We start from the raw sequence: 17,962 nt of genomic DNA, 5'->3' as shown, positions 1-17,962 counted from the left end.
GTGGGAACTGAATGCAAAAATCAGATCACGATGAAATCCTCGTAAAACAGGAATGCAGACTTTAATGGGCGTATGTAAATACCGCACAATATCCTGTTTTTATTGTTTTTTCTCGAAAGATTCATCTTTCGTCCTTCAGGGAGGAATGTAAATGTCTGAATTCGCATTGAAGAAATTTACGCCTTATATAGCCGCATTAAGCTTCAGTTTCGTAGCATATTCCGCATCCGCACAAGAAAAGCTAATCTTGGGGAATGAGGGGGCTTATCCTCCTTTCAGCATGGTTGACTCAGGCGGTACGTTGACAGGTGTCGAGCCGGAGCTTGCTCGTGAAATGTGCAAGCGCATGAATGTCGAATGCGAATTCGTGGTCATGGACTTTAAAGCACTCATACCAGCGATTTTGCAGAAAAAGCTGGATCTGGTGGCCAGTCAAACCAAACCGCTGCCTGAAAGAGTAGACAAGGTTTTATTCGGTCGTCCTATTCTTTTTAATCCTGATAGCTACGTCATTCCTTCTTCCAAAGATTATGAATTCACGCCTGAAGGACTGAAGGGGCTGAAAATCGGCTTGCAGCGCGGTTCTGCGCAAGCAAAATACGTTCAGGAAACGTTTGGGAACGCTGTCGAGATCGTTTATTTCGACAATCCTGACCAGATTCGCCTCGATCTGACCAGCGGGCGGCTGGATTTGAGCCTGGGACCCAAAATCAGTTGGACCAATGAATTTTTAAGTAAGCCGGAAGGTAAAGACTGGAAATTCGCTGGCGGCGACCTTTGGACAGGCGGGGGCGAGAAGGGCTCCAGCTGGTTGGCGCGTAAAGACAGTCAGGAGCTGCTTGACCGTGTCAATGCGACGCTCGATGAGATCATCAAGGACTGTACTTTCACAGAAATCCGCAAAAAATTCATGCCCGTTGAATTGCTTCCAGAAGAAGCTGCCTGCCGATAGAACGCGGCGGCTTCGGCCAGGGACGTAAAGTTTTTCTCGTCTCTGGCGCGCCGCAGTCGTGAGAGCCGGTTTTGATCCGCTTGAACCAGATCGGCGATCTAAGCATTTGTTTTAATGCGTATCTTTTCCGAAAATCGTTTCGCACTTTTCGGGATGCGCCTTAATTCGGACGAGGGCATGAAAAGGATTGCATCATGCAGGTTTTAGGATTCAGCCAGCAAATGCTGATGGGGGCGATGGTCTCGCTGCAGGTGGCGGTTTGTGCTTTCATTATGGCGATGACGATTGGTACAATTGCTTCTGTGCTAACGTTGAAGAAAAAGACGGTTTTCGGCGCTTTCTGGCTGGTCTATGCTTCGATTTTTACCGGCGTTCCTTCACTTCTGGTGGCTTTTTTCTTCTATTATGCCGGCTCCGACATTATTGCGGGCATAACAGGCCTTTTCGGGTCCGAAAAACGCATCGACCTGACACCCTTCCTTGCCGCTATTCTGGCTTTGGGCATGGTTTATGGGGCCTATATCGCCGATCTCTTGCGTTCTGCCATCCGCAATGTACCGAAAGGACAGTTTGAGGCGGCAACCGTATTGCAGGTGAAACGACGTTTCTTTGTGCCGATTATCATCGTCCCACAAGTAATTCGTATTGCCCTGCCAGCCTTGACCAATATGTGGATTGTTGTTCTCAAAGATACGGCACTTATTTCGCTGATCGGTCTTAAGGAAATCATGGCCTATGCCAAGATTGCATCGGGTGTGACCAAGGAGCCGTTCATTTTTTATCTCATCGCCTCGCTGTTCTTCCTGCTGATGACAAGTCTTACTTACTATGTCTCGAAGCACATGCAGCAATGGTCTGATCGTGGTGTCGCAGTATACGGGAAGGAATGAAATAATGTATTTTGATCCCGTTCTCGCCTGGAACAGTTTGCCTTTATTGCTGACAGCTACCGCGCGCACCCTTTCGGTTTTAATTCCCGTTCTGATCTTCGGTGCTGTGATTGCAGTTTATCTGGCGGTGATCCGCGTGGAAAACCGCAGGGGTTCAGGCTTTGTCGCAGCCTACGTGAATTTCTTTCGTGGAGTGCCAAGCCTTGTGGTTTTGTATATGATTTATAGTGGCTTACCACAGTTTTCGATCATTCGCGACACATGGCTGTGGGTGATTTTTTCGCAAGCCTATCTGTGTGCCTTGATAGGGCTGACGTTGACCCATTCGGCCTACATGACGGAAATTGTTCGCGGTGGTTTGGCAGTTATTCCAAAAGGCATGATTGAGGCATCGGCTGTTTTAGGTCTAACGGAACGTCAGACATTCTTTCGTCTTCGGCTGCCCGTGGCCATTCGCTATGGTTTGCGCGCTTATCAAAATGAAATCATGATCATGATTAAAAGTACGGCAGCTTTAAGTGCAATCACTATTGTTGACCTTACCGCCGCAGCAAACTCTATATTTGATTATACATATGATCCATTTACGCCTTTATTAACAGCTGCCGCAATTTATTGGTGTCTGATCAACGGGGTGAGATTCATGTTCAGTACAGCCGATCGAATTCTGAATCGTCATCTTATCGCTAACAGCTATTCATAGTGCAGGGGGTCGTTGTGCAACATATTCAATCCAGGGAGTTCAGCATGCAACGATCGAGTAATCGTGATGATTTTGCGGCCGACATGACGCATGAGCCAACCTCCCATCGAGTTGCGATCAACATGCATGATGTGAACAAATATTATGGCGCGTTTCATGCCCTCAAAAACATCACGTTGAGTATCGAATCCGGTGGCACCGTTGTGCTGTGCGGCCCTTCCGGATCGGGAAAATCGACGCTTATCCGGACTGTTAATTATCTTGAAAAGCATAATTCCGGGACAATTTGTGTGAACGGGATAGAACTCACACACGATCCTAAATCGGTACAGGCTGTGCGTGCGCAATTGGGCATGGTTTTTCAGAGTTTTAATCTGTTTCCGCATTTAACTGTTTTACAGAATTGCACCTTCGCTTTGCGTCTGGCGCAAAAAATGACCAGGCAAGAAGCCAACGAATTGGCGATGGATAAGCTGACAGAGGTCAATATAAGCGCGCAGGCCGATAAATATCCCGCTGCTCTTTCAGGGGGGCAGCAACAGCGTGTGGCGATTGCCCGAGCGCTATGTCTAAAACCGCCGATCTTACTGTTCGATGAGCCGACTTCAGCACTTGATCCGGAATCGGTCGGATCGGTTTTGAAAATCATGGAACAACTGGCCGAAACCGGTATCACCATGGTCTGTGTGACACATGAACTGGGCTTCGCCCGTAACGTGGCTGATCGTTGTGTGTTCATGGAACATGGTGAAATTGTCGAGCAAGCTCCAACAGAGCAGTTTTTTGCTGCGCCCGAAAGTGCGCGTTTGAAGCACTTTCTCGCACAAATTATACACTAGAGCGTGTTTTGATCTGATTGAATCAGACCCGCACTCTATCTCTTCGATTTAATGCGCATCTGATCCGAAAACTGCTTCACACTTTTCGGAGCGCGCTCAAGAGCTGAAACCCTTCTTGTGGTTGAAAGGTCAATGGGAGTGAATTTTATGGATATGAATCTGAAAGAACCGGTGACAGACGACTTTATGCCAGATGGAGACGGCTATAAGGCGCGAATAGGTTTGATCTATATGGCTTCGAGCATCGTGATGGATGCAGAAATGGCCGCGATGGCAGCAGATGGTGTTTCAACACATACGACGCGCATTAAACTACCAAAAGTAACCGTGGAAGGCATTGAGGCGATGATGAATGCGCCGGAGCTTGAGCAGGCTGCACGCTTGCTGGCCTCAGCGCCAATAGATGTTTTGTGTTTTGGTGGCACAAGTGCATCCTTTTTGCATGGTACGGCCTATGATCATGGGCTCATCGCCAAAATGAAAATCTGGGCACCGGGTGTGAAAATAACGACGGCATCGACTGCAACACTTGCAGCCTTGAAGGCTGTAAATGCGGGACCTGTTGCATTGGCGACGCCTTACGTGGATGAGGTCCATAGCAGAGCAATCCGGTTTCTTGAGGAAAACGGCCATCAGGTCGTGTCGCATAAAAACTTACGTATCGATACGGATCAGGCTTTGGCGGAAGTCCCGTTGGAAGAGGTTTATCGTCTGGTTCGATCAGTCGATCATGCAGATGCGACAGCCATATTTATCAGTTGCACCAATTTTCGCAGTGTCGGTGCTATCAAGGCGCTTGAAACCGCTTTGGGAAAACCTGTTATTTCGGCTATTCAGGCGTCTTTCTGGCACAGTGTCGGTCTGGTGACCAAAGACGGATGCAAGCCCGGCTATGGTTCGCTCATGCAATTTCCGGTGCCGGAGTGACAAAGGTTTAACAGGTCTTGACGCAGCGTCGGTCCAAGGCAGGGCGCTAAACCGAAAATCAAATCATTCGAAACGAGTTTATCAACGTTCTCATCTGTGAGCGACGTCGCGATAAAACTTGCTTTAAAGGTGAGTTCTGATGGCAAATACTGAATTAAAGGCCGATAGTGTGCCGCAAAACGAGCAGAATATTGGTGCTTTGCTGTTCTATAGTGAATTCGATAGTCCCGATGAATGGCAGGAGGTGATTAAAGCTGAATTGCCTGAGCTGGATTTCAGGGTCTATCCAGATGTGGGAGATCCAACCGAAGTCAAATATATACTGGCCTGGAAGCCCTATGACGGGTTTTTCAATGAATTCGAAAATCTGGCGCTGGTTATCAATCTGGGGGCAGGGGTGGACGCACTTTTGCAAAGAACTGACTTGCCCCAAGTCCCCATTGCCCGTCTATCTGATAAGGGAATGGTCCAATTGATGAAGAGCTACGTGCTCTTTGCAGTCTTGCGCTATGCGCGTGATATCCCGAGCTTTGAAGCGGCCAAACGTGCTAAGACCTGGACGTATATTCATCCACGGCCTCTGCATCGTATTAAAGTGGGTGTGATTGGCCTTGGCCAGTTGGGCAGTTCAGTGGCTGATGCGCTGGCAAGCCTGAGTTTCGACGTGCGCGGCTGGGATGCCTATCCAAAGAATATCGAAGGTGTCAAAATCTTTCAAAAAGAAGCTTTTTCACAGTTTGTCGAAGATTTGGACATCTGCGTGAATATGTTGCCTTTGACACCTGAAACAAGCGGTCTTCTGGACCGTGAGTTTTTCAAAAAGCTGCCTTCCGGCTGCTATTTCATCAATGCGTCGCGTGGGGCGGTTGTTGATGAAGATGCGCTGCTTGAGGCTTTGGAAAGCGATCATATTGCAGGGGCAACGCTTGATGCTTTTTGCGTCGAACCTTTACCCGAAAATCATCCTTTCTGGGAGATGGATAATGTCCTTATCACACCGCACCTAGCCAGCATTACAGTGCCCGAAACGGCGGCGCTCGATGTGGTTGAAAATATTCGTCGTATTAATCGCGGCGAGATGCCGAAACATCAGATCAGCTTCGCCAAAGGCTATTAGTCTGAGTTTTCGGTGGTTTTCCTGATATCCTCCAACAGCAATCCTCTCCCGGCAAAAAGCGGTTTTGACAAGCTGGGCTTTGTCGGGGGAGCCGTCATTCTATAAAAAAGGCGGTTGGTACGTTATCGCGTCCTGGCTGCGTAATCCGGATAAAAAGCCTCGGTCAAATGACCGAGGCTTTTTAGTATCAGCTTTTTACAAGCAAAGTTTTGTTCAGGTGATCGGGTGGTGGACGCAGATGTTTTTGATTTGCTGATAAGCGCCCAAAGCTTCCAAGCCCTTTTCCCGACCAAAACCGGAAAGTTTGTAGCCGCCAAACGGGAGTTCCACATCCAGTCCTACGCCAAAAGCATTAACCCAGATCTGACCGGCCCGCAGATGCTGCCCGACCCCCAAAGCCCGATTGATATTCGTTGTGTGAACACCTGCAACTAGTCCGAAATCGGAATCATTGGCGATCTGGATCGCTTCTTGTTCAGTATCGAAAGGAATAATCGTCAAAATAGGACCGAAAATTTCTTCTCGCGCGATACGGGTCATATTGCTGGCGCCGACGACAAGTGCAGGGCGCACGAATGCACCATCTGACAATTCAGGTGCCTGCGGCAGATCTGCGCCCCACAAAACTTCTCCATCCTTGTTAGCAACATCATAATAGGCCTGGATTGAATCACGATGCGACTGGCTTATAACAGGCCCCATATCAGGGTCTTCCACAGCACTACCAATGGTCATGGACTGAATATGCGCATGCAGCCTTTCAACGACGCGATCATGCGCTGAGCGCTCAACCAGCAACCGCGTGCCCGCATTGCAAACCTGTCCGGCGTGGGTCAGAAAGCCGCCAGCGATCATAGGAATAGACTTATCAAGATCAGCATCGCCGAAAAGAATTTGCGGCGACTTTCCGCCAAGCTCCATATTACACGGAATGGCGTGCGAAGCGGCTGCTTTCAACACGCGCGTGCCGGTTGGAATTGAGCCGGTGAAGGTGATCTGGTCGATGCCACGATGGCTTGCCAGTGCATCGCCAATCAGGGAGCCTCGGCCATTGATGAGGTTGACCTGCCCATCCGGTAAACCTGCTTCCTGGCAAATCTTGACGAATTCATAAGCCGATAAAGGCGTTTCAGTTGCAGGCTTGATGATTACCGAGCACCCTGCGGTCAATGCCGGTGCCACACCGCGAGCAATCAGCTGGAAGGGATAGTTCCACGGAATGATATGTAATGAAACGCCGATTGCTTCTTTAACTGTCCAGTCTGACCAATCGGGACCTAACGGAATTGAAGAGCCGTGCTGCTTGTCGGCCACGCCTGCGTAATATTCAAAGAAACGCGCCGAGCAATCCACTTCCCAGTAGGCATCGCGCAAGGGCTTGCCGCTATCCTGACTTTCCAGCCTGGCAATCTCATCACGGCGCTCCAGCATCAAAGTGCCGATTTTGTGCAAAATCCGCCCGCGCTCAAACGGACGCATACTTGTCCACGGGCCCTTATCAAAAGCAAAACGCGCAGCTTCAACGGCCGCATTGACCTCTTTTTCTCCAGCGCGCGTGAAATTGCCGATGACTTTTCCGGTCGAAGGGTCACGGCTTTCTCCAATGCCGTCGGAACCTTCCTGAATGTGTTTGCCACCTATGAATAACGGAATATTGCGCAACTCTACCTCCCAAAGCTCAATTTATCAGTGATTTTGATACACGATAAATCATAATGTATACAACTTATAAAATATTGTCGACATTAAAACCGTAAATGTGTATGTGTCTCATTAGGACAGTCTGGGAGGTGGAGAATGGACCTGGAAATTCAGGGCAAGAGAGCTTTGATTACGGCGGCATCGCGTGGTCTTGGGCGTGCAGCGGCTTTTGCTCTCGCACGTGAAGGCGCGGCTCTTGCTGTTGCAGGGCGCAATCTGGCGGCTATGGAAGGTTTTGTCGAAGAACTCAAAGCGGTTGGAGCAGCAAAAGTTGTTGCCGTTGAAATCGATCTTTCCAAACGCGATACACTGCATAGCGGCGTTCAGACGGCTGTTGATGCTCTTGGTGGCATTGACGTTTTTGTCGCCAATACGGGCGGTCCGGAGTCAGCTCCGTTTCTTGGCGTGAAGCGAGAAGGCTGGGAAGATGCGCTGAATGAAAGTCTGCTTCCGATGGTAGATTTATGCCACGAAGTTTTACCGCACATGCGCAAAAACAAGTTTGGCCGCATTATTTTTGTCACCACTGTCGGGGTCAAAATTGTTCAGCCGAATATGGTGCTATCGGATTCTATTCGTCTTGCGGTGGTGGGGATGGCCAAATCCTTGTCGATTGAATTCGCGCATGAGGGCATAACGGTCAATTGCCTGTGCCCGGGACCATTTGCGACTGATCGGATGGAATATCTCGTCACATCCAGCATGGAACGTGACCAGCTCAGCCGCGCTGAGGCGGAAAAATTATGGCTGGAAGAAGTGCCTACGGGAAAATTTGGTGATCCGGATGATTTCGGTGCGATGGTCGCATTCCTGTCCTCGCGACACGGCGGCTTCATTACCGGTACTGCAATTGCACTCGATGGCGGAAAATCACGCGCATATTAAGGGAGAGTATATATGCTGACCAAGCAAAAACAGCTTGATGGCGGTGGCGCTATCGTCAAATGGCTTCACGGAGCAGGTGTTAAGAATATTTTCTCCGTGTCAGGCGGGCCGATCAATCCGGTTTATCGGGCTTGTGCCCAAATCGGTGTTCAGTTGGTGCATGCGCGTCATGAGGCAGCAGCGTGCTATATGGCTGAAGCCAACGCTCGTGTGAACGGTACGGTCGGCGTCGCAATGGTAACGCTTGGTCCCGGTGTGACCAATGCCGTAACACCAGCCATGGTTTCTCATCTTGGCGGCACGCCCTTGCTCGTTATCGGTGCACAGTCTGCGACGACGAGTGCTGATAAAGGTGCCGGAATGACCTATAATGTACTGCCGGCAATGCAGGCTGTTACAAAATGGGCGGCGCGCTGCACCGAGGCCAAACGCCTGCCAGAATATCTTGACATGGCGTGGCGCCATATCTGGGCGGGTCGCCCCGGACCGGTATTCCTGGAAGTTCCGACTGATATCTTGCATCAGATGATTGATGCCGATCCAGCCACAATAGCCACGCAACCGCCGGTCATGCCAGGGCGCCCGGGAAATTGCGCCGGTGATATCGCTGCTTTTGAAACACTATTTTCTGAAGCCAAACGCCCCGTTCTTATTCTGGGTGATGATGTATTTTTTAATCCGAGCGATCGCTTGCTTGAAGCCATTGAAAAGCATCAACTGCCCTTTTTCACGATGCGGCTGGCACGTGGGGCGGTTGATGAGAATCATCCACTTTGGGCAGGCCCGGCCTATACGCCATGCAACAGTGCGCTGCGTCAGGCGCTAGCGGCATCAGATTGCGTCGTTCTTGTCGGCCATCATTTCGAATTCGACCTCGAATTCGGCTCAGGCCTTGGGCAAAATACCAAAGTTATTCAGATCGCCGGTGATCAGGCCATTCTGCACCGCAATCGACGTGCAGATCTGGCGATTAATGCCTCTGCGTTTCATTTCATTTATGCTTTGGCAGAAGCACCAAAAGGTACATTCGATGCGGGTTGGCGCGACGCTTTGATTGCCAAGTGGAATGATGAGTTCAAGGCGCAGGCCGGTGAAGATGATGAACATGGGCTGCATCCGATCAACGCCATCGATGCCGTTACTGCAGCGGCACCCGAAAATACGATCTACACGACATCGCACGGCAACGTGGATTTCTGGGCAGACGCCCGTTTGAAAATCAAGGCGCCGGGTCGTTATCTGCGTGCCGGGCAATCGGGCACATTGGGCGCAGAAGTTCCATATGGTGCTGGTGCTAATTTTGCTGACCCGGATGCGCCATCGATTGTGTTTGTAGGTGACGGTGGCGTTGGGTTCCATGTCACGGAGCTGGATACCGCCGAGCGCTATGGTCGTGCATTTATCATCGTTGTCCTCGACGACGAGTTATGGGCGGCAATCGCTCTTCCTCAGCAGATGTCATACGGCGAAACATACGAGATGGTTTTGCCGCGGCGCGACTGGGCGAAGCTCGCAGAGGCTTTGGGCGGTAAAGGCTATCAGGCGCGAACGCGTGACGAGATTGACGAGGCTGTGAAACAAGCGATTGCGAGTGGCAAGCCGGCTATCATTCAGGTGCCGGTGCGCAGCGTCATCAGCCCGTACATGGAATATATTTCGTAATCTCAATTCAAGACTGAGCTGCGATTTCTTCAAAGGATGCAGCTTGGTCTTAACCTTGCCGATTACGATTTGACTGATAAACTGGAGGAATAAATGAAAATCTGGAAAGACGGCAACAAACTTGGCATTACGCCCCCTAATCATTTTGGTGGGCTGAATGTATTGGACATTGTACCTTTTGAAGGTTCAAATTTCTGTATACAAGTATCTAAAGCCCCTAAAGGAGGCGGGGGAGAATTGCATCATCATGATGATGTGTCGCAAGTTTTTTATATTGCGTCAGGTGCTCTAACCTTTGATACAGGCAAGGAGCGCTTTACTTTAACCAAAGGGCAGGCAGTTCTGTTTGAACCATTTGACCCACATTACACAATCAACGAGCAAGATGAAGAATGCGTAAGCATTGTCATCACGGTAAAACAGTAACGATATTTTTGTTGGAAATGACAGCATGATCCGACCGGAGTGAAGTGAGGATCGACAGGATTATGCTTGAAGAAAAAGCGTCAAGATGCGCCGTTTTGATCAATTCAGCTCGAAACGGGCTCTTATGTTGGCCTTGATTTCCTGTGACGAAAATCGACAAGCGCAGATGGCAAAAGAATGAATGCAACTTTGGATCAGACCTCTTCACCAGCCAATTTAGTCCAGATACTGGAAGACGACATTTTGAGCGGTCGTCTGCATCCGGGCACCAGGCTTGATGAACAAGCGCTGGCCAAAAGGTTTGAAGTTTCACGTACGCCTATACGTGAGGCGCTGCGCCATCTCGCTTCCAGCGGTTTGGTCGATATCAAACGCAATCAGGGCGCGACCGTGATTGAACTCACAACGCGCAAGGTTGTGGAAATGTTTCAGGTGCTTGCAGAACTGGAAGGACTGGCTGCCCGTTTGTGCGCGCGTCGCATGACCAGAGCTGACATTGAAGCTCTGCGCATTGAAAATGACATTTGTTGCAACAAGGCTGATCAGGATGATCAGACCGGTTTTATTCAAGCCAATAATGCATTCCATGATGTTATTTTGCGCTGTGCACAAAACCAGTATCTCTATGAGGAAGCCTTAAAGCTAGGAAAACGCCTCAATCCTTACCGTCGTTATGTGACCCACCCGAGACGAATGCGCGATAGCTGCGATGATCATGGCCGTTTGCTACAGGCAATCGAATCCGGTGACGGAGAACTGGCTGACAAGATGATGCGCGAGCATGTGGCGTTGATTGCAGAAGGTGCGGCCGATGTAGTGGTCGCGCTCGAAGGCAGTGCTCGTAATAACGCGGACTGACGCTTTCAGGTTTCCGACGGCCCCTTCCTTCATCAACTGCAACACGCATCTCAGCGGTGCGTTCGGCGTCTGCTGAAGTCAATAGCCGTTTCATATCTATTCATGTGGGAGTGAGCAAAATGACAGACACTGGCCTGGTGCAAAATAAATCAGTCCAATCGGGTAAAAAACTGGATCATGCGCAATCGCTGATTGCGGGTGTCGCAGGCGTCGAGGAGGTCCAGTCTTTCCTGAGCGCCTTTCCCGATTATCAGACGACACCTCTGGTCGAATTAAAAAATCTGGCCCAGAGCCTCGGTCTCGACACGATCATGATCAAGGACGAAAGCGGACGTTACGGTCTCTCCAGTTTCAAAGCGTTGGGTGGCGCTTATGCTGTCGCGCGCGTTGTGCATCGCTATGTGGAGGAAAAGCTCGGACGTGAAGTGAAGCCTTCGGAACTGACAAGCGATGAGTGCAAAGCTGTGGCCTCACAGCTGACGATTTGTTGTGCGACTGATGGCAATCATGGTCGTTCGGTCGCCTCGGGCGCAGAAAAATATGGCTGCCGCTGTGTCATTTTCCTGCATGAAAATGTGACACAGGGTCGTGAAGACGCCATTGCCCGCTTTGGTGCCGAAATTATCCGGACCAAAGGGAATTATGACGATTCAGTCGCCCAATCCTTCAAAATGGCTGAAGAAAACGGCTGGATGGTCATCTCGGATTTTTCCCGCGCCGGTTATATAGAAATTCCCGGATTGGTCATGCAGGGTTATACGCTTATGCTCAATGAAATCTGGGAGCAATCCAGACAGGATTATTCTCATATTTTCATTCAAGCGGGTGTGGGAGGACTGGCAGCCGTGGTTGCCGGATTTTATCTGGATAAAATGGGCGATAAACGCCCCAAGCTGGTCGTCGTGGAACCGGAACGAGCCAATTGTCTTCAGCGCAGTGCACAGGCTGGACGCGCTATAGCGATGGAACCGGGCGAAGAAACCATCATGGCAATGCTTGAATGCTATGAGCCGTCGCTATCGGCGTGGGAAGTGCTGGAAAAAGCGGCCGATTATTTTCTGACGGTGGGCGAAGATACGGCTGTAACGGCACTGAAACAATTGGCGCATCCACTGGGTAGCGATACCGCACTCGAAATCGGTGAATCGGGAGCATCAGGCCTGGCCGGACTTTTGACCGCAGCCGCTAATCCGGCCGTTGTCAAAGAACTTGGCCTTAACAAGGCATCGCGTGTACTGCTGGTTGGTACGGAAGGTGCCACTGATGAGGTACTTTATCAGCAATTGCTGGCAAGCTAGTGGACTGAATTTGACACTTGAATCCCACGATGTCTTGCTGGCAATAAAGCCTTAAAAATAAAACCCCGACGTTACGTCGGGGTTTTATTTTATCATAATCAGAAAACACGCTTTAAGTTTTTCGCATGTCTTTATCCCAAAACCGGTTCCCATTTTGGGGAGACATGCTTTAGCGTAAATGTGCGGATAATTCCCAGATCTCATTTGCATTGAGTGGCACCGATGGCACACCTACATCAAGCGCATTGGCCACTGCATTGGCGATTGCGGCGGGAGGACCGATTGCTCCGCCTTCGCCAAGGCCTTTGGCGCCAAGCGGCGTTAGTGGCGTCGGTGTTTCAATGTGATGCACCTCAATATTTGGTATTTCCGGCGCAATCGGCATCAGGTAATCGGCAAAGCTTGTGGTTAAGGGCTGCGCCTCTTCATCATAGACGAAATGCTCAAACATGGCCGAACCAATGCCCTGCACCACACCACCGCGGACCTGACCGTCTACCACAAGCGGATTGAGAATTGTCCCGCAATCTTCCACAACGATAAAACGTTTCAGCTTCATCTTGCCGGTGGGGACGTCAATTTCAACGACGGCTGCATGGGTTGCGTTGGCATAAGTGCCGTCTGTCGGTCCATCGAGCGCATATTCTGCTTCCAGCCCCGGCAACACGCCAGCCGGTAATTGATCGACATTGCGTAACGCCGCGCGTGCTACCGATTTTAACGCAACATTGCGTCCGGGATCACTGCGCAAAAAAGCGACATTATCGCGCAATTCAATATCATCGCTGCTTGCCTGCAGAAAATGCGCGGCAATGGCTTTGAGTTTTTTTGCAATTTGCAACGATGCCATATGAACGGCACCGCCGCCCAAAGGACCACCACGACTGCCCCATGTACCAACCGAGTAGGGGGTTCCCATCGTATCGCCATGTTTGACGAAAACGTCTTGCGGTCGCACGCCCAACGCATCGGCGGCAACCTGCGCCATGGTTGTTTCCAACCCCTGTCCATGACTTTGCAGACCAAGATTGATCGTCACCGTGCCGTCCGGTGCCATTTGCACATGAGCGCCGATATAACCGGTTTCAATCGGTGTACGACGACGGGCAAAATCGGGCGTTCCATGGGCTGTTTGCTCGATAAAGCAAGCGATTCCGACGCCTATACGGGTCGTTTTAGAGCTTTTTGACTGTTCGGCTGCGACAATATCATCTTTCAGGAGTTCGCGTATGCGCACAATCGATTCTTCATAAGAACCGGGATCATAGGTGAAACCGAGCACGTTCTTATAGGGAAACTCGCGAATGATATTTTTCAGGCGGAACTCGAACGGATCCATCCCTATTTCTTTGGCAATATCATTCATCAGACGTTCCTGCGAGAAAACTGCAGAGGGACGTGCGACGCCTCGATAAGTGCCAAGCGGACATTTATTGCTGGCAAGCGCGCGGAATGTTGCTTCATAGGCCTGAAAATCATAGGGACCCGGCATAACTTTCGCTGCCATGCCCGGATCACCCGCAGCAGTGAAAGGAAATGTCGAATAGGCACCGACATCCACACTGATATCTGCCTGTAGTCCGAGCAAACGGCCATCCTTGGAAACGTAAGCTTCCAATGTATGATCGTGATCACGTGCATGAATGCTGGAAACCAGATGCTCGCGGCGATCTTCAATCCATTTAACCGGGCGACCGACCTGCATAGCTATCCAGGCAATAAGCACTTCATCCGGAAAAACCTGCCCCTTGACCCCGAAGCCGCCTCCGACATCAGGAGCGACCACGCGGATGCGCGATTCCGGCAAACCAAGCTCTTCTGAAATATATGTGCGCACGAGATGCGGCATCTGCGTGGAGGACCAAACGGTTAGAAACCGTGTTGCCGGGTCCATATAAGCCACGACACCGCGTCCCTCCATCGGAACACCGGCCTGCCTTTTGTTTATATATCGCCGCCGGATCGTATAATGCGCGGCAGCACGCGCTGCTTCCAGATCGCCGCCTTTCATCTGCCTTTCGACAAAGGTATTCTTCGTCCAGTTGTCAAAAATCGGCGGGATGGATGAATCAAGCGCATCTTTCATCGAGGCAACAACCGGCAACGGTTCATAATCAATAAAGAGCTGTTCGGCTGCATCTTCAGCATTATAAGGATCTTCTGCCAGAACTGCTGCGACAGGCTCCCCGACATAACGCACTTTGCCAACAGCCAACAATGGCTGTTCGGAATATTGCATTTCAGGATAATCCTGATGCGCTTTCATCGCCAAATGACGCGTATCCTCACCGGTGAAAACCCAGGTTTTAAAGCCGATGTCTTCCAGTGCGAATTGGTCAATCTCCAGAATTTTGGCATGGGCAGATTGCGCGCGTGCAAAGCGCAAATGCAGCATGTCCGGCATTTTTATGTCATCGATATAACGAGCCGTACCCGATAATAACCTTGTATCTTCAAAGCGTTGAATGCGAGCGCCGATGTGTCGGGGGCTTTCAGGTCTCATGTCTCAGCCCCTTGCTTCAATTGCGATGATATTGCTTTTTTTACCGCAGCAACAATTCCGTGATATCCTGTGCATCGGCAGATATTGCCGCTCATGGCTTCTCGGATATCGGCGTCATCGGGGATCTCGCCCCGCTCAATCTGGCTGCTGACATAAGGGGCGAGCGTCATTAAAAAACCCGGTGTGCAATAACCACATTGCAAACCATGTTCGCTTTTGAATGCCTGTTGCAAAATATGCGTTGCATCGATGCCGCCAAGGCTTTCCACGGTTTTTATATCACGGCCATCGCATTGAACGGCAAAGGTCAAACAGGAAAGGCGCGGCACACCGTCGAGATGCACTGTGCAGCATCCACAAGCACCGTGGGCGCATCCGATATGCACGCCCGACAAATTGAATTCATGGCGCAAAACATCTGCCAGAAGATGGCGCGGTTCAACGCAAACCGTGCGCGTATTACCGTTGACGGTTAGTGTTATTGGGGTTTTTGCTAATTGTGTCATTCCGCTTCCAATGCTTTGCTGCAAGCACGCTGCAATGTACGCTTGGTCAGTTCAAGGATCAGGCTTTTGCGATAAGCCGTCGTTGCGGTAAAATCCCCTGCCGGATTGAACCCAGCTGAAAATTGGGCGGCCAAAGCCGCAAAATCCACCTCATCCAGTCGTTTTCCAATTAGGGCGTTTTCAATCTCGGGGCCGCGGGACGGAACCATTTCTGCACCACCGCACACAATCGCTGCGGTTGTGATAGTGCCACCTTTATGCGTCAGCGCGACACCGATCGATGCGATGGCAAAATCTCCAAGGCGCTCCCCTAATTCGCTGAAAGCCCCTACGGGCTGATCCTTGGGTAGCGGAAAGTCCACAGCTATGACCATTTCCCCTGGTTCGACAGCCGTCATGTAAGCACCAAGGAAAAAATCGCGCGCCTTGACGCGGCGTTCACCCTGTAGCGAACCCAAAATGATTTCTGCGTCATAAAGGATGCACATGGCAGGAAGTTCAGCGGTCGGGTCGGCGTGGGAAATACTTCCCCCCAATGAGCCATGCAGTCTAATTGTGGGATGGGCAATCCAATGTACCGCCTCCTGAAAGGCCGGAAAATAAGCTGCGATATGCGGATTTTCGAAATATTCCTGATGACGCACCAATGCACCGATAGACAAGGTATCCGCTTTCAGTTCGAACTGATTGAGCGGCAAACGGTTGATATCAACAAGATTATTGGGACGCGCCAAACGCAAATTCATCATGGGAACCAGACTCTGTCCGCCCGATAGTGGTCTGCCGTCTTCACCAAACTCGGCCAGAAGCTGATAGGCGTGCTGAAGATCCTCAGCCCGGTGATAGTTGAAACCTGAAGGGCGCATGTCACTCCTCCCAAAGTGATGGAAACCGGCAGTACGGGCGGGCCGGAGCCCACCTATATATCTATATTTATCTGTAATCTACGCCACGATTGTATGCAATACAAAAAACTTTGTAGACAACTTCGATATAAACGCATTACGATGTCATCTGTTCTCATTGGAGGATTTGAGAGCAAGCCCGCACTTTTGGCGAAGTGCGACGGGGAAACCAAGGGAGGTGATGTCGTGATGTCAATCATGAAGAAGTTTATTACTCCTGTTACATCCATAGCGATTGCTGGTGCTGTCTTGGCCGGCACAGCGTGGATGACACAGGCGCACGCAGCAACAGTAACACTGAGAATGGTTGGCGCCTGGGCGCATGGCTTTTCTCCGACTGCCGATATCGGCAAAAGCTTCATGGAAAACGTCAACCGTATTGGTGACGGTAAAGTACGAATTCAATATATGGGCGCGGATGACGTTCTGCCGCCTTTTGATCAGCCGGAAGCCTTGATTAACGGCGTTTTCGATGTGTGGTACGGCGCGCCCAACTATTGGGCGGGCGTGGTGCCCGGTGGCGATATTACTGAACTCTCACCCTTTAAAACACCCGATAACGGGCCAGGAAGTAAACTTCACACGTATCTCGTTGACCTTTATGCGGCGAAAGGCGCGCGATATATCGGCCATGCCAGTGGCGATCTGGGCGTAGGGGTGCACTATATAAGCACCAATTTTCCGGTGAAATCCATTGATGACATTAAATCCAGAAAGCTTCGCTCAGCACCGCTTACACGCCATTTTCTGAAAGACGCAGGCGCGGAATCCGTGACATTGCCGCCAAGTGAAATTTATTTGGCGATGGATCGCGGCACGGTCGATGGCTTCAGTTGGCCGGTCGCTGACGGCTTTACCCGTTATGGTTGGCAGAGCGTCACAAAGTATATGATAGACCAGCCGATGTATCGAAGCGGCGCAAACATCGTCATGAATCTCGACAAATACGAGACGCTTTCCCCCGAAATCAAAGCCATTCTTGACCAGGCAATGACTGAAACACAGGAATGGACACGCGGCTGGTTCCAGCAGAATCTGGATGAGCAAACGGCTCTTATGCAAAAAGCCGGGATGGAAATCGTAAAACTTTCACCCGAGGAGGCCGAGCGCTGGAACAAGGTCGCTGTCGATTCGCTATGGGGTTATTACGCCTCCATTCTCAGCGAAAAACAAATCTCTGAAGTCAAAGAGCTCTTCGAACAGTGATCTCTCAAGTTTTCCTCGGGAGAGGAAGCAGTCCGAGAAGAAAGCTCCATTCGAACTGATGCAGGTTTGTTATGAAACAGATTGAAAAAATCTACGATTTTATCCTGAACTTCTTTGCCTTTCTCGCATGTTTGACCCTGATTGCCATGATGCTGGCAACCGTTATCAAAGTCGGGATGCGTGTCTTCTTTAACTACGGTATCCACGGCATTGACCAGATCAGCGGTATCATGATGGTCTATATTACCTTTTTAGGCGCAGCTTGGGTGCTGCGCAAGGATGGCCATGTCACCGTCGACATTGTAACGACGATCGTCTCGGGACCAGTGCGCCGCTATATGCTGATCATTGCCTCCATCCTGAGTGCCATAGTTTGCCTGATCATGGCGTATTACGGCTATCACTCCGTTGTCCGCTCCGTTCAGCGCGGCATCATGGTTGCAGCAGAGCTTGAAATCCCCCGCGCCATTAATCTGGCGGTCATTCCGGTTGGATGTTTCCTGCTGTTCGTAGAGTTTGCACTACGCGCCTTACGCTTTATCCGCGCTGATCACATTCAACCAACCAAACCGGCGGAGCACTGA

General features: G+C 50.5%; 17 protein-coding genes. 13 read left to right on the top strand and 4 right to left on the bottom strand.

Annotation, left to right across the window (positions count from 1 at the left end; translation table 11 throughout):
- Positions 1–151: 151 nt before the first annotated feature.
- The 6 genes from AAIB41_RS04605 (at position 152) to AAIB41_RS04580 (ending at position 5,428) form a co-directional block, all read left to right on the top strand.
- Positions 152–952 (top strand): transporter substrate-binding domain-containing protein, encoded by an 801-nt coding sequence (locus tag AAIB41_RS04605; protein ID WP_343314439.1) that lies wholly within the window; start codon positions 152–154, stop codon positions 950–952.
- A gap of 194 nt (positions 953–1,146) precedes the next feature.
- Complete coding sequence (locus tag AAIB41_RS04600; protein WP_343314438.1) at positions 1,147–1,842, top strand: ABC transporter permease subunit; 696 nt, start codon at positions 1,147–1,149, stop codon at positions 1,840–1,842.
- A gap of 4 nt (positions 1,843–1,846) precedes the next feature.
- Positions 1,847–2,545: an ABC transporter permease subunit gene (locus AAIB41_RS04595; RefSeq protein ID WP_343314437.1), complete on the top strand. Its 699-nt coding sequence runs from the start codon at positions 1,847–1,849 to the stop codon at positions 2,543–2,545.
- A gap of 83 nt (positions 2,546–2,628) precedes the next feature.
- The gene (locus AAIB41_RS04590; RefSeq protein ID WP_343314815.1) at positions 2,629–3,384 is read left to right on the top strand and encodes an amino acid ABC transporter ATP-binding protein; all 756 of its coding nucleotides are present in this window, start codon (positions 2,629–2,631) and stop codon (positions 3,382–3,384) included.
- 147 nt (positions 3,385–3,531) lie between these two features.
- Positions 3,532–4,311 (top strand): Asp/Glu racemase, encoded by a 780-nt coding sequence (locus AAIB41_RS04585; RefSeq protein WP_343314436.1) that lies wholly within the window; start codon positions 3,532–3,534, stop codon positions 4,309–4,311.
- 139 nt (positions 4,312–4,450) lie between these two features.
- Positions 4,451–5,428 (top strand): glyoxylate/hydroxypyruvate reductase A, encoded by a 978-nt coding sequence (locus AAIB41_RS04580; RefSeq protein ID WP_343314435.1) that lies wholly within the window; start codon positions 4,451–4,453, stop codon positions 5,426–5,428.
- Between the two features lie 213 nt (positions 5,429–5,641).
- On the opposite strand, the gene AAIB41_RS04575 is transcribed toward AAIB41_RS04580, so the two are convergent.
- Positions 5,642–7,090 (bottom strand): aldehyde dehydrogenase family protein, encoded by a 1,449-nt coding sequence (locus AAIB41_RS04575; protein ID WP_343314434.1) that lies wholly within the window; start codon positions 7,088–7,090, stop codon positions 5,642–5,644.
- A 135-nt stretch (positions 7,091–7,225) separates the two neighbouring features.
- On the opposite strand from AAIB41_RS04575, the gene AAIB41_RS04570 reads away from it, so the two are divergent.
- The 5 genes from AAIB41_RS04570 to AAIB41_RS04550 all read left to right on the top strand — a co-directional run bounded on the left by AAIB41_RS04570 (position 7,226) and on the right by AAIB41_RS04550 (position 12,258).
- Entirely contained in the window at positions 7,226–8,014 is a 789-nt protein-coding gene (locus AAIB41_RS04570; RefSeq protein ID WP_343314433.1) for an SDR family oxidoreductase, read from the top strand.
- Positions 8,015–8,026: 12 nt separating this feature from the next.
- A complete protein-coding gene (locus AAIB41_RS04565) occupies positions 8,027–9,676 on the top strand; it encodes a thiamine pyrophosphate-binding protein (protein WP_343314432.1) in 1,650 nt (549 codons plus the stop codon).
- A 93-nt stretch (positions 9,677–9,769) separates the two neighbouring features.
- A complete protein-coding gene (locus AAIB41_RS04560; RefSeq protein ID WP_343314431.1) occupies positions 9,770–10,102 on the top strand; it encodes a cupin domain-containing protein in 333 nt (110 codons plus the stop codon).
- A 177-nt stretch (positions 10,103–10,279) separates the two neighbouring features.
- Positions 10,280–10,960: a GntR family transcriptional regulator gene (locus AAIB41_RS04555; RefSeq protein WP_343314430.1), complete on the top strand. Its 681-nt coding sequence runs from the start codon at positions 10,280–10,282 to the stop codon at positions 10,958–10,960.
- Positions 10,961–11,079: 119 nt separating this feature from the next.
- Entirely contained in the window at positions 11,080–12,258 is a 1,179-nt protein-coding gene (locus AAIB41_RS04550; RefSeq protein ID WP_343314429.1) for a diaminopropionate ammonia-lyase, read from the top strand.
- A gap of 169 nt (positions 12,259–12,427) precedes the next feature.
- Here AAIB41_RS04550 and AAIB41_RS04545 read toward each other — a convergent pair whose 3' ends face one another.
- From AAIB41_RS04545 to AAIB41_RS04535, 3 genes are read right to left on the bottom strand one after another with little or no spacing between them, the layout of a single operon-like run.
- On the bottom strand, positions 12,428–14,761 hold the full coding sequence (locus tag AAIB41_RS04545) for a xanthine dehydrogenase family protein molybdopterin-binding subunit (RefSeq protein ID WP_343314428.1): 2,334 nt from the start codon (positions 14,759–14,761) through the stop codon (positions 12,428–12,430).
- Entirely contained in the window at positions 14,758–15,267 is a 510-nt protein-coding gene (locus AAIB41_RS04540) for a (2Fe-2S)-binding protein (protein WP_343314427.1), read from the bottom strand. Before AAIB41_RS04540 ends, AAIB41_RS04545 begins: the two co-directional genes overlap by 4 nt.
- Entirely contained in the window at positions 15,264–16,133 is an 870-nt protein-coding gene (locus AAIB41_RS04535; RefSeq protein ID WP_343314426.1) for a xanthine dehydrogenase family protein subunit M, read from the bottom strand. The genes AAIB41_RS04540 and AAIB41_RS04535 overlap by 4 nt, the downstream gene beginning before the upstream one ends.
- A gap of 237 nt (positions 16,134–16,370) precedes the next feature.
- On the opposite strand from AAIB41_RS04535, the gene dctP reads away from it, so the two are divergent.
- Both dctP and AAIB41_RS04525 read left to right on the top strand, forming a co-directional pair.
- Positions 16,371–17,378, top strand: coding sequence for a TRAP transporter substrate-binding protein DctP (gene dctP / locus AAIB41_RS04530; RefSeq protein WP_343314425.1), 1,008 nt, complete (start codon positions 16,371–16,373; stop codon positions 17,376–17,378).
- Positions 17,379–17,449: 71 nt separating this feature from the next.
- Complete coding sequence (locus tag AAIB41_RS04525) at positions 17,450–17,962, top strand: TRAP transporter small permease (RefSeq protein ID WP_343314424.1); 513 nt, start codon at positions 17,450–17,452, stop codon at positions 17,960–17,962.

Origin of the sequence: Brucella sp. BE17, assembly GCF_039545455.1 — a bacterium.
GTDB lineage: Bacteria > Pseudomonadota > Alphaproteobacteria > Rhizobiales > Rhizobiaceae > Brucella.
This window is presented reverse-complemented; position numbering and strand designations above follow the sequence as displayed.